Source organism: Aerococcus sanguinicola, from assembly GCF_001543145.1.
Taxonomy (GTDB): domain Bacteria; phylum Bacillota; class Bacilli; order Lactobacillales; family Aerococcaceae; genus Aerococcus; species Aerococcus sanguinicola.
The window spans coordinates 560,275-572,730 of sequence record NZ_CP014160.1; the positions used below are offsets into that span (position 1 = coordinate 560,275).

The following is a 12,456-nucleotide window of genomic DNA, read 5'->3' on the forward strand; positions in this document are numbered from 1 at the left end:
GACCTCCTTAAGCTTGAATCAAATGCACAATCTTAATCGGAACATGGTAGAGCTTAGCCAGGCGGTATTGGGCCTGGTACCATTTCTTGTGGCTCTGGCCAGCTTGCAGGAGGATGACGATTTCATCCATTTGCCCGCTAAAGCCTTCTAAAGTCTGCTGGCTAGCCAGGGGCGCATTGAGCCCACCCTCCTCAGCTAAGAGGAGACGGTCCTTCCCGTAAGGCTGGTTGATGAAGTGTTGAACGCCCTCATCCATGTTCTTAGCCAGTAGGTGCTCATCCTCGAAGGCCCAAACATATTCAAAGGCATAGCGAATCTTGCCATCGAAGAGCCGCCAGATAAAGAGCAGGAAGGCTACTATCAGCAGGGCTACGATATAAGCCGCAACAAGTAAGAGCCACAGTGGCAGGGAATTGCTCCCCACAATACTTGCGATGGTATTTGGCGTTGCCACCATTTCATACTGGGACAGGTCCAAGCGTTCGCCAATTTCAGGTCGGCCCAACATGATCAGATTCAGGTCGCGGGTAAAGGGCAGGGGCTCCTGGAGAATATCATAATAGGCTTGGGCAATTTTCTTGTTCTCTTCTGGTGTCTTTCCTAGGAGGACACGGAGGGTAATCACCCCACTCGAGGTATCGCGAACAGCTGCTAATCCTCCGCGGAAATCACCATTCTTATAGAGGCCTAAGTTCTGTTCAGCCTGCAGACTATCCGCAAACTTTACCCCGCTCTTCTCTTCAGCTTTCTTGACCATATCGGGACGGGCCAGGTATTCATCAATTAAGAAGGAATTACTAAAGACATTGCCGTCTTCCACTAAGGCGCTGAACTGGAACTCAGCGGGTTCCTGGCTATAGGCCGTTTTCAGCCCTTCCTTAGACGCTTCTAGGGTCGCTTCGTCTGCCTGCACTGTTTGGTCTGCCGCCGAGCTCAGACTCTCTTCGGGATGGTCGGTCAAGAGCACCCGCAAACCGAAGAGCAGGGCTGTCAAGACAGCTGCACCCAAGATAATTTTTAATAGATTTTCTTTACAAAAACGCCACAACTCACTAATCATTGTTGCTAAGCTCATACATCCTACCTCGTTCTTTCTCTGTATTCGTTAGGGACTTCTCTGCTAGGGCTAGGTAGCTAATCAATAAGCCAAAGAATGCCCAATGCCATTCGATATACATATTATTGGCACTGGTCACACTGGCCGGGATAAAGACCAATAAAAAGGCCATCACTTGGTTGGTCACCTGGCGCCATTGGGGGCTCTGGACTAAGCGAATCTGGTTGAGCCGGTAGAGCATGAGGGCATAGGCCACGACATAGGCTAAAAAGACGAAAAGGCCATAGCCCACCATAATTTCCAGCCACCAATTGTGCATATTGACAATTCCCTTGGTGGGTAAGAGAGGGAAGTCTGCCATCCAAGTCTCAATATTACCGGCTCCAACGCCTAAGCCCAGGGTCGTCCCCAGAAAGACCAGGCCATTCCGCCAGAGGTTGACCCGGCCGGTATCTCCTGAAATATAGCCCTCACTCCCTGTATAAATCAAACTAGTTAGGGCTTCTTGGACGGGCGGTACCCACAAGTAGAGGGCCAACGATCCCAGGATCAGAGCAAGCAGGCCCAGAACATAATGGCGACGCTTCAGATCCCACTTAAATTGCAGGAGGACCACTAGGCCGAAGTATAAGAAGGAGCAGAGCAGGCTCATCCGCGACCCACTTCTAAAGATCAGATATTCCGCCAAGACCATGGCCAGGAGATAGGCGATTTTTTGCCAAGTCACCCGCGACCGGAGCAATAAGATGGCCGTAACAACTAGATAAGCCAAGAGCATAGTGGCGTAGTCGTTTTGGTTCTCGAAATGGGTAATGGGCAGGCGGGTCAGCGGCTGGCTGGCGAAGGTCCCATACTTATCCAGCTTGGCCATATCCGCAAATAAGTAGATATTGGTTATAATTTCAAAATAACCCCAAACTAAGAGGGCTGACATCATCCACCAGGCTGCCTGGACTAAGCGTTTCCACTGGCGCAAGCTATCCGTCCATAAATAGAGGGCGACCACACTGGAAATACCGATGGTCAAAAGGAAGACAGCCTGGGCCCAGGGACCCAAAGCCCGGGCCCAGAGTACAGAGATGAGGGCCCAAAGCCACCAAAAGACATAGGCTCCAATCATGAAGAGGCCATAGCCAGGCCGCTTAAGCTTAAGGCTCGGTCCCTTAAGCAGAGACTGGTAAGCAATCAGGGGAAGCACGCCGAGCGCTAAGAGCCGATAGATGGTCATCTGGGCAAAGGGAGTCGGAATAGCCAATAGCTCCGTGCCTAAAAAGACACTGGCAAGTAAGATCAAACTATAGATGGCCACTAGATTGCCCCCCTTCAAAGTTAAAATGCTGGCGCCTGCCCGCTAAAAAGTCGACAAAGAGCTGGGCCGAGGCTTCATTACTGAAGGCCTTGGCTTCAACCGCCTGCTCACGCTCACACAGGTTAGGCCGGTCCTGAGCAGCCAGCTGGCAGATCTCACCAAGCCAATCCTCAGCTCCAGCGCTAAGGGGCAAGGCAGATACCAAGTCCAAGCCGAGGTCCACTTCATCCGTGACCCGGTCAGACATTAAGACAGGAATGCCCAGCGCTTGAGCCTCAACCACCACTGTCGGCAGGCCCTCGGAATAGGAAGGCAGGAGGACAGCATCCAAAAGCGGATAAAATTCCGAAATCGGATTAATCCGGCCCGTGAAATCTACCACCTCTTCCAGACCCTGCTTGCGCACAGCTTCCTTAAGCTCTTGGTCCCGCTCACCGGCCCCAATGATGAGGAGCTTGGCATTGCAGCCTTGGTCCTTAATGGCCTGAGCAATGGCTAAGCTCTTCTCATGGTTCTTAACCGCTGTTAAACGGCCGATGTGTCCGATCAAAAGAGTATCCGCTGGGTAAGCATACTCCTTCCTGAGCTGCGCCTTCTGTTGGTCAATCCAAGCATTGGAACGCAGGTAGCGGTCCGTATGAATACTGTTAGGGATGATCATCATCTCATCCAGATCAATGGCAGGGCCGAAGATGCCCCAGATAGCGCGTTTACCGCAGCCGAGCGGACAAGCCGACAGGCGGCGGTTCAAGCCCTGGGACAGGGACTGTTGGGCCCGGTTTTTCAAGCTAGGGACCTGGTTATCGAGCGAATTATGGGCATGGATATAGAAAGGCGCCTGACTCCGGCGCCGGCAGAGATAGTAATAAGGAAGGGCCCGGTAACCATTGATATGGCAATAGAAGGCATCATAGTCGTTATGGTCGAGGGCCTGGTTTAAGCTCTCTTCAAAAGCCTTGAAACCTTCTTTCTTCGGATTTCTGAGCGGATAAAGCTTGCCCCCAGTCGCCTCAATGGCTGCTTGGAAGTCTGCCGGACACTCGTCATAGGTCGTCACATCAAAGGCAATCCCATAGCGGGGCATTTCCTCCGCCTTATTCTTTATAAATGATGAAATGCCACCGCCATAGCCACTCATCAAGTGGAGAACGCGACGGACTTTGCCTGAGTCTTTTGGCATGCCAGATTTCCTCATTTCCCTTCTAAGCACACAAAGACTTCCAGCCAAGCAAAAAACGCTCGACTTGGAAGTAGTGTAGTTTACTAAATTTTCCTCTATTTATTATTAATGACTAAACTAGACAATTTGCACAAGTTAGCTTTGAGCAGTAGTAGAGCGTTGAAGTTGATCCTTAGCCATGAAAAAGCAAGCGATGTGAATTAGGGATAGTTGGCGTAAGCCTTACTAGCCCTTTGAAGCTCGCTAGGTGAGGGACCTTGGCCCGAACCGGTGCCATGGCTTTTCAAGGATCAAATTCAAAAGCGAAACGGATGCTCACTCACATGATGTGATAAAAGTCTTTAATTTTCGTTATAGATATCGCGGGTGTAGACCTTATCCGTCACATCTTCTAAGTCTTTGGCAAGACGGTTGGAGATGATCAAGTCGGACTTATCTTTAAAAGTTTGGAGGTCATTTTCTAAGCGGTAACCTTGGAAATCGTCTCCAGCCAGGCTAGGTTCGTAGACGATCACTTCGACCCCTTCACCGCGTAATTTCTTCATGACATCTTGGATAGCCGATTGGCGGAAATTATCAGAGTCTTGCTTCATGGTTAAGCGGTAAACCCCAACCGTTTCAGGCTGACGGCGCAGCACCGAATCCGCAATAAATTGCTTGCGGGTATCGTTGGCGTCCACAATGGCCCGGATAATGTTATTGGGAATGTCTTCAAAGTTAGCCAACATCTGCTTGGTATCCTTAGGCAGGCAGTAGCCCCCATACCCAAAGGAAGGATTGTTATAGTGAAGACCAATCCGTGGATCTAAGCCAATCCCCTCAATAATAGACTTGGAATCTAAGCCTCGCACTTCCGCATAGGTATCCAATTCGTTAAAGAAGGAAACACGCAGGGCCAGGTAAGTGTTAGCAAAGAGCTTAACCGCTTCGGCCTCAGTTGGCGCCATGAAGCGAACCGGAATATCTTCCTTCTCTGCTCCTTCAATCAAGAGCTTGGCAAAGAGTTGGCCCGCTTCACCCTCATCGCCCACGATAATTCGTGATGGATAGAGGTTATCGTATAAGGCCTTACCTTCACGCAGGAATTCTGGTGAGAAGATAATACGATCGCAAGCCTTTTCTTCGCGGATCTGCTCGGTATAACCGACCGGAATGGTTGATTTAATCACGATTGGGCAGTCCGTATCATGGGCTAAGATATCATCGAGAACGGCTTCAACAGCTGAGGTATCAAAGGAATTGGTCACCTCATCATAATTGGTTGGTGCCGCAATAATAATGAGTTCTGGCCCTGCATAGGCCTGGTCAGAATCTGTCGTTGCGGTCAGATCCAAGTCTTTATGGGCCATATAGGCTTCCATTTCGGGATCTTTGATATGAGGCTTACCCGAATTAATAATATTGACCACATTTTCATTGATATCCAGTGCCGTCACTTGGTGGTTCTGTGCAAGCAAGATCGCATTCGCTAACCCCACATAGCCGACACCGACAACTGTTATTTTCATTTGATTCGCTCTCCTCTTCCAGTACATTTACTTCATATAGGGCTAATTATAGCATAATGCCCTCTCAATTAAGCCCCCTCCCCTAGAAAAAAAGGAATTTTATAATTTTTTTATCTTCTGTTAGGCTTTTGTTCTTTTTGCTATAATAATAGAGAATTGTTCATTTTATAAGAAAGGAAGAAGCTTTGTGCATATCCTCCATATTAACTCCTACTATTCAACTACCCCACTCTACCAAAACCTCTACGACCGGCAAGTTGCTTCCGGGATGGACCTCGACGTCTATGTCCCCATTGCCAAAGAATTCCCCAAAGACCGTCTAGCCGCTAAAGGTGACTACTGCCAGATTGTCGAAGCCTTCCACCAAGCGGACCGCTATGTCTTCCATCTCAAACATTATAAGATCTGGAAAGACCTCAAGCGCCGCTATGCCTTCGACCAATTCGACCTGGTCCACGCCCACTCCCTCTTCTCCAATGGTTGGCTGGCCCACAAAGTCTACTTGACCCATCACATTCCCTACATTGTGGCAGTCCGCAGCGCTGATATCCGGACCTTCTTCCAGAAGATGCCCTGGCTGCGAAAGCTGGGTTTACAGATTCTTGCTGACGCCGAACAAGTCGTCTTTATCTCTGAGAACTCCAGGCAGGAAGTCTTCGCCAAATACATTCCTCAAAGCATGCAGGATGAGCTTGCAGTCAAGACCCAAGTCATTGCCAATGGGATCGACGACTACTGGCACGCCAACCGCTACACCGACAAGACAGCCGAAGTCCACCAGCCCCTGCGCTTTGTTTGCACGGCTAAACTCTTAAAAGAAAAACAGATCCCCAAGCTCATCCGCCTGGTGGACTACTACCATCACAATGCCCAAGAAGCCGAACTCCATCTCATTGGACCGGCCTGGGATGAAAGCATCCTCGCCCAAGTCAAAGACCATCCCCTGGTTAACTACCACGGCCCCAAAGACCAAGATGGGATGCGGGACCTCTACCGGCAGATGGACATCTTTACCCTAGTCTCTTCACGGGAAACGTTTGGCCTGGTCTATGTGGAAGCCATGAGCCAGGGCCTCCCTGTCATCTATACCAAAGGCGAAGGCTTCGACAGCTACTATCCTAATTATGAAGTCGGCGCCAGCCTCAACCCTGACCGCCCCGAAGACTTTGTTCGCGATGTCCAAGTCATCCTCGCCGACTATCCCGGCTTTTGCCAGCGCGCCCTCGACCATTCAAAGGACTTCTCCTGGGATAAGATCTCGGAACGATATGGCCAACTCTACCAGAAAGTCTTGAAGGCTTAAGTGGACTTTCTTGCTAGCAGCTTTTATTCGTCATCAGATTAGAAAAAAGGAAATCATTGCGCCAAGAGCAGCTAATGATTTCCTTTTTTGCTTGACTGACTAAGCCATCTCTTCATATCCCAATTCTTCTAAGCCTTGAGTGATTAAATCAACTATCTCAAACAAGCTATCCACTGTCGATTGAACCAGCATAGCTGTTCTAGCCTGGTAAGTGACCTTATTCCCATCTACTCTGACATTCTGTAAATTTTTATGCTTGGGCAGGTGGTGGATCAATTCCTGCCGGCCGGGTGCCTGCCCATCCTTTGTCAGATGAAATATAATATCGTACGGCTGGCCAAAGTGCATCATGTCCACTAAGAGGCTATAGCCATTGACCCTAGCATAAATTAAACCTGTATCCTTTTCGACCGTATAGCGTTCGTCCTGACCAATCCGTTTCAAAACCTTCCCTAAGCGCATAAAAACCATCCTTTCCATGCCCATTAAGCGCTACCATGATCTCAAAAACTGCGTCCGAACTTTCCAGCTCTATTTTACCAAGAAAAGTTAAATTCACCTAGCCGATAGTCTTGATCAATCCACCTTATAAAAGAAGGCATTGGGATCCCTAAAGTCTAGGCTCTGTCCCGCCCATAAGCGGTCCTGACTCATGTCAGATCCGTCATAAGTATCAGGAATCTTGGACTGGCCATTAGGGGTGTGTCCAGCGGGGATGACGATAAGCAGGGCGCCTGCAGCTATGGATTCACTCTTAGGACCAATTCCTAGTCTCACCGTGCCATCGGACATAGCCTCGCTATTATAAATAGTCAAGTCACCGTAGACAATATCTTCCGGAGTAAATTCAAAAGTTGTGCCATTTCCATCCTGCCAAGTTCCGACCAGACTCGAGTAGTCCCCTTCCAGAATAGCGGACATGTCAAAACTACTTGCTGCGTCAGCTTGGTCAGCTGATTCGGCCAGCACGACCTGGTCAATCCGCTGCCAGTCTAATTGGTCATAATCGATGGGAGTCCGACCTCCGGCAAAGTCATCTAGGGTGCTGATATCCCCTACCGAGTAGGTCCCCTCTTCGACTACCTCTTCTGTCAGCGTCTCAGGGTTGATGCGGAGAATTTGAGCTTCACCCTCTCCATGGGCAGAGTAGTGGTAGGAATCCAAGACCGTCCCATCTTGAAAAATATCGCTGGCTTGACGGAGGCCACCTGCACTAGCCGCGTAATTTCTTGCCAGTAGGGTCGGTTCTTGCCCACCCTTTAGATAGTAGAGGTCGCTATACTGGAGCTTGCCATCGTAGTCGGTGGCCGTCAGCAATTCATCCACCCCATTGCCGTCAATATCATAGAAGACGAAGTAATCTGGGCGGTTCTCTTCAGCCTGGGCCAGTTCCTGGAGGGTCAGACCGTAAGCTATCATATTGTCGACCTCTGGCTTAACAGCTGGTGCTTCTGACTTAGAGGAGGTCTGTTGACTGGAAGACGCTGTAGACGCTTCTTGACTGTTTGAGCTTGATGCAGTCGAAGAGACCTTCTCAGAAGCTGGCTCAGAGGAGGATTGATTGTTTGTTGATTGCTTGGTTGTGTTCTGGCAGGCGGCAAGCACCAAGCCAGTTGATAGGACAAGTGCCCATTGACTAAATTTTTTCATAGCTAGACTCCTTTTTTATTATTTGATCATAGCGACAAGAACAAGCTGCCTCGTCTGAATGGCTAGAATGAGAGGGGCAAGAAGGCGGCTAAAATCGCCAAGAAAACCGCCGGCAGCATGTTAGCGACATTCAACTTCTTATCCCATAGCAGGTTGATTCCGATACAGAAGATGAGGATGGACCCGATCAGAGAGAGGTAATCCAGGGCCAAGTCGGTCATAATCGGCGACAGTAAGCGGGCCAATAAGGTCACCCCGCCCTCCAGGACTAGAACCGGAATGACGGAGAAAACCGCCCCCTTGCCCATGGAAGAAGTGAGCACTGCAATGATTATGGCATCCAAAACGGACTTAATGGCCAGCATAGAATAGTCCCCTAAGAGGCCATCCTGGATTGCACCGACAATAGCCATGGCCCCAATAGAAACCGTCAGTGAAGCGCTAATAAAGGCTTCCACAAAGAGGGGATCCCTGCCATTGCCCGACTTCTTGTGGAGGAATTGGCCAAACTTCTCAAAAGCTTGGTCGATCCCCATCAATTCGCCAATCAGGCTGCCGAGCGCCAGGCAGAGAACCACCAGCATTGACCGTCCACTGACAATCTCTCCTCCTTGCAAGGTCAGCATCCCATCCATAGCTCCCGCAATGGCAATAAAGATCACGCTCACCCCAGAGGCCTTCTGAAGGGCCTCCTGCTGGTTGGGCTTAAACAGATTGCCTGCCAAGCCCCCAACCAGACCCCCGAGTAAGATTCCACCACAATTAATCACAGTCCCAAGCCCTACCATTTCATTTCCTCATTTCTTTCATTCGTTTTCAATAGCTATTATTTTAGCATATTTATCATATAAAACTCATTTAATTTTAATGATAGCTTGGGCTATAATTCTAGTTTAGATGAGTAGGCTTGCAAATGAAGTATAGCATTATTTCTGCTCCCTAAAGCTGATCCTACCTGAATGGTCACAATAAGATCCTGAACGGCAAGAAAAGACTCCAGTTTCAACAAAAAAATCCCAGCTAGACCGGTGAGCTGTCCACTCAATCCATCTAGCCGGGATTTTTAATCGTTATTTATTTTCAATACAGGTCCCTATAGCCGAAGAGCTTCCGTACAAAATAATACAGAAAGGCCGGCTTCCATCCACCTACTAGAAATCCACTAAAAAAGCGAGAAATCCGCCGATGAATTTCTCGCTTTTTGAACTTGTATCTTATGCGCCAAAGAATTTTTTGGCAATCTCTTGGCCTTGGTCGATCTTAGCCCATTGTTGGTCTTCGTTCAGTTCATTGCCGACATCACAGGAAGCAAATCCGCATTGGTGGGAGAGGTAGAGCTTGTCTTTAGGGATGTATTGGCTAGCTTCTTCTAATAGCTTTAAGCAACGTTCCTCATCATCTAAAGATGAAGTCTTGGAAGAGAGGGCACCGAGCACCACTTCCACGCCTTCTTTTCCATCGAAAACCTTTAGCGCGGCTAAGGAACCTGCCCGGTCGTCATCCCACTCTAAGAAGTAACGGTCATAGTGTTGTTGACTCAAGAAATAATCGGCGACTTCTTCATAAGTCCCCTCACCATTGGAGCGTGAGGCATAGTTGCCGCGGCAATTGTGGGTGTAAACTTTTAGCCCCAGTTCATGGGCATAATCTGTGACTGCATTATTCATATCCACTACGGCTTGGGCGAGAGCCTGGCGATTTTCACCTGACAAATCTAAAGCGGATAGGTTAGCATTTTCCGACCCATCACCGGCGAAGACCGACCAAATGGCATCATCCATCTGTAAAATTTCTGCTCCGTTTGCCGCGAATTCTTTGACAAATTCTTGGTAGGCGCGGACTAAATCAGCTCTGAAGCTAGCATCATCATGATAGTACTTGCCTTCACCCACCACATCGTTAGATAAGAATTCACAATAAATCTGTGCAGGGGCTGGAATAGTGAATTTAATCTTCACATGAGCTCCGCTTGCTTTAACAATGGCTTGGAGGCGTTGGTATTGGGCAATAAAAGGGTGGTTCTTTCCAGATAATGGACCGTTAACAGCCAAACCAACGTCCTTACGGGTCTCAAAGGATTTGGCTTGTCCCTTTTCCCCTTCTTCGTGGAAGAAATAGCCCACTTCATTGATGTAGCGCTGAACACCGGACAGCCCCCAGGCAAAATCCAAATGCCAGAGCGACCGCCCTTGTTCCCCATCAGAAACCTCAGTCAGGCCGTGGTCAATTTGAGCTTGAACAGCCTTGGCTACTGCCTTGTCTTCAACTTCTTTATAACCCTCGAAGTCTTCATAGAATGGATAGGTGATATCATCACGTGTTTCAATTTCTTGGCGATACTTTAATAATTCGGGATCCCTTAATAAGGAACCGACCAATAAGAAGTGTTTTGAACTTTGCGTCATTTTCGCTACTCCCTTTCTCAGTACCTAGGCAAGCTTGCCAGTCTTTTCAATAGCTTTATTATAAGCAAACCAGCTTTTTTCTGCCAATACCGATCGCATATAGCCGCCTATAGCCAGGAGCTATTGCCCAATATTGCTAGCCAGTAAAAAGAAAAAGCCCCAAAGCTGGAGCTTCTCCCTTTCTAATAAATCTTAATGACTTTATACTTTAAAAAATCCCTTTAAAAGATGTATAGCCATCTTCGACCATCACATTCGTGCCATTGATCGCGCTGGCTTCTGGCAGGGTGAGGAGGTAGATAGCATTAGCAACTTCTTCAGGCTCGATGACCCGCTCTTTCATGTGCAAGCTATCGCCAAAGTCTTTAAGGTCGCCCCTCATCATGGAGGTATTCACCCAGCCTGGGGAAACCATAAGAACGCGGACGCCATGGGGCCCTAGTTCTCTCGCAATGGCTTGAGTGGCCATCTTCACCCCACCCTTACTGGCGTGGTAACCGATATTTTCACCGTTAGCAAGGAAAGAACAGATCGACCCTACATTAATGATGCAACCCTGGCCCGCTTCCTTCATCTTCTGACCGGCTGCCTGGCAGAAACTAATGGTTCCCATCAAATTAATTTGAATAATTTGATTGATCAGCGATAAATCATAGTCTAAGAAGTCTCCACGCTCTCCCGTGATGCCTGCAACATTGACGAGGACATCCAAGCGTCCAAAAGCATCCAAAGCTTTGTCAACGGCTGCCTGGCACTGACTAGGGTCGGACACGTCACAGGCCACATGAAGGATCGAGTCAGTGTGTCCTAAGCTCTCTAAGGCTGCTTCGACTTGTTCTTCTTTGTCCACACTGGCTAGGACCAAGCGATAACCTTCTTGACTTAGCTTCTGAGCTGTTGCCAAACCAATACCACTCGTTCCCCCGGTGATTATTGCTACTTTTTGCGTCAAAATCATCACTCCTTCAGATTACTTATCTTTATTATAAGTGATATAATTGATCATAAATACTATGAATAAACGATAACTTAATAAGCTTATCTTATCAGGAGGCGATCTTATCTTTAACCACAAGCTCTCTTACTTCCTCGAAGTAGCCAAATATGAAAACATGACCCAGGCAGCTAAGACTCTTAAGGTCAGCCAATCCGCCATCAGCCAGGCCATCCGTGATTTGGAAGACCAGCTCCAGGTCCCCCTCTTCTACCGCCGGGGCCGGCGTATCTTCCTGACCGACCAAGGCAGGACCTTCCAAGCCTATTGCCAAAGCGCTCGTAACCAGCTCCAAGTGGGCCAAGCGATTGTCAAGAATCAACGCTCCCTCCAAGAAGGTCAGCTCTCCCTTGCGATCACCCTGCCACATGTCTTCCCCGAATTAATCCACGACTTTTTGGAGCGCTATCCGGGCCTGACGCTCAGCCAATATGACCTGAGCCACGAAGCAGCCCTCCACCAACTGACCCACTACCAATTGGATGTCGCGGTCACATCAGGCCCTGTCAAAGCCCCCGAATTAATCAGCCAAGTTCTGCTCGAAGATGAGCTTTACCTAGCCCTAGCTCCCTCTCATCCGCTTCTTAGTAAAGACCAAATCAACCGCCAGGACCTGGAAGACTTAGCCTTTGTGGGTCTCCATGACCACTACGCCTTTAGACAGCAGAGCGACCAATTTCTGGCCGACTTGGGCGTCCACATCCACCACCAGATCAGCGTTGATGACGCCGCCTCTATCCTGCGCTTGACTCAGACCGGACGCTACGCCTCACTCATCACCAGTATTTCCTTGCAGTATCCATCCCAGCAGCTCAGCTACCTCCCTATCCAGCCCGGCAAGACCTTCCGCAAACTCCAGCTCGTCTACCGGTCCGACACCTACCCCCATCCCGTCCTCCACGCTTTTTTGGACTTTATCGGTCAATGGATCCAGCCCAAGCAGACCGCCAACAACCATCAAATCCTAGACGGCCACTTAGACCTTCACTAAGCCAAAGAAAAAAGAGCCCCTTCGTCCAAGGACTCTCTTAATAAAACTACAAATTTGGC

11 protein-coding genes are annotated in these 12,456 nt (G+C 48.9%); 2 read left to right on the forward strand and 9 right to left on the reverse strand.

Going from position 1 to position 12,456, the window contains the following annotated elements:
• Positions 1–7 precede the first annotated feature (7 nt).
• From AWM72_RS02500 to AWM72_RS02515, 4 genes are all read right to left on the reverse strand, one after another.
• A complete protein-coding gene (locus tag AWM72_RS02500; protein WP_067972663.1) occupies positions 8–1,075 on the reverse strand; it encodes a hypothetical protein in 1,068 nt (355 codons plus the stop codon).
• A complete protein-coding gene (locus AWM72_RS02505; RefSeq protein ID WP_230080828.1) occupies positions 1,053–2,366 on the reverse strand; it encodes an O-antigen ligase family protein in 1,314 nt (437 codons plus the stop codon). Before AWM72_RS02505 ends, AWM72_RS02500 begins: the two co-directional genes overlap by 23 nt.
• The gene (locus AWM72_RS02510) at positions 2,353–3,546 is read right to left on the reverse strand and encodes a glycosyltransferase (RefSeq protein WP_067972666.1); all 1,194 of its coding nucleotides are present in this window, start codon (positions 3,544–3,546) and stop codon (positions 2,353–2,355) included. Before AWM72_RS02510 ends, AWM72_RS02505 begins: the two co-directional genes overlap by 14 nt.
• Before the next feature lie 341 nt (positions 3,547–3,887).
• A complete protein-coding gene (locus AWM72_RS02515; protein ID WP_067972669.1) occupies positions 3,888–5,054 on the reverse strand; it encodes a nucleotide sugar dehydrogenase in 1,167 nt (388 codons plus the stop codon).
• A gap of 187 nt (positions 5,055–5,241) precedes the next feature.
• Between AWM72_RS02515 and AWM72_RS02520 the strand changes: the two genes are divergently transcribed.
• On the forward strand, positions 5,242–6,357 hold the full coding sequence (locus AWM72_RS02520; protein WP_067972673.1) for a glycosyltransferase family 4 protein: 1,116 nt from the start codon (positions 5,242–5,244) through the stop codon (positions 6,355–6,357).
• Between the two features lie 99 nt (positions 6,358–6,456).
• Here AWM72_RS02520 and AWM72_RS02525 read toward each other — a convergent pair whose 3' ends face one another.
• From AWM72_RS02525 to AWM72_RS02545, 5 genes are all read right to left on the reverse strand, one after another.
• On the reverse strand, positions 6,457–6,819 hold the full coding sequence (locus AWM72_RS02525; RefSeq protein ID WP_067972674.1) for a hypothetical protein: 363 nt from the start codon (positions 6,817–6,819) through the stop codon (positions 6,457–6,459).
• 114 nt (positions 6,820–6,933) lie between these two features.
• A complete protein-coding gene (locus AWM72_RS02530) occupies positions 6,934–8,007 on the reverse strand; it encodes a DUF6287 domain-containing protein (RefSeq protein WP_067972677.1) in 1,074 nt (357 codons plus the stop codon).
• A 62-nt stretch (positions 8,008–8,069) separates the two neighbouring features.
• A complete protein-coding gene (locus AWM72_RS02535) occupies positions 8,070–8,795 on the reverse strand; it encodes a DUF554 domain-containing protein (RefSeq protein WP_067972680.1) in 726 nt (241 codons plus the stop codon).
• Between the two features lie 426 nt (positions 8,796–9,221).
• A complete protein-coding gene (locus tag AWM72_RS02540; RefSeq protein WP_067972682.1) occupies positions 9,222–10,412 on the reverse strand; it encodes a uroporphyrinogen decarboxylase/cobalamine-independent methonine synthase family protein in 1,191 nt (396 codons plus the stop codon).
• Positions 10,413–10,620: 208 nt separating this feature from the next.
• The gene (locus AWM72_RS02545) at positions 10,621–11,364 is read right to left on the reverse strand and encodes an SDR family NAD(P)-dependent oxidoreductase (protein ID WP_230080827.1); all 744 of its coding nucleotides are present in this window, start codon (positions 11,362–11,364) and stop codon (positions 10,621–10,623) included.
• A gap of 109 nt (positions 11,365–11,473) precedes the next feature.
• On the opposite strand from AWM72_RS02545, the gene AWM72_RS02550 reads away from it, so the two are divergent.
• Positions 11,474–12,397, forward strand: coding sequence for a LysR family transcriptional regulator (locus tag AWM72_RS02550; protein ID WP_256364776.1), 924 nt, complete (start codon positions 11,474–11,476; stop codon positions 12,395–12,397).
• The last annotated feature ends 59 nt before the right edge of the window (positions 12,398–12,456 follow it).

Bases quoted from the DNA above. Each gene is read 5' to 3' on its own strand.
- AWM72_RS02500 (WP_067972663.1), bottom strand. From the start codon at position 1,075: ATGAGCTTAGCAACAATGATTAGTGAGTTGTGGCGTTTTTGTAAAGAA.
- AWM72_RS02510 (WP_067972666.1), bottom strand. From the start codon at position 3,546: ATGCCAAAAGACTCAGGCAAAGTCCGTCGCGTTCTCCACTTGATGAGT.
- AWM72_RS02515 (WP_067972669.1), bottom strand. From the start codon at position 5,054: ATGAAAATAACAGTTGTCGGTGTCGGCTATGTGGGGTTAGCGAATGCG.
- AWM72_RS02525 (WP_067972674.1), bottom strand. From the start codon at position 6,819: ATGCGCTTAGGGAAGGTTTTGAAACGGATTGGTCAGGACGAACGCTAT.
- AWM72_RS02530 (WP_067972677.1), bottom strand. From the start codon at position 8,007: ATGAAAAAATTTAGTCAATGGGCACTTGTCCTATCAACTGGCTTGGTG.
- AWM72_RS02535 (WP_067972680.1), bottom strand. From the start codon at position 8,795: ATGGTAGGGCTTGGGACTGTGATTAATTGTGGTGGAATCTTACTCGGG.
- AWM72_RS02540 (WP_067972682.1), bottom strand. From the start codon at position 10,412: ATGACGCAAAGTTCAAAACACTTCTTATTGGTCGGTTCCTTATTAAGG.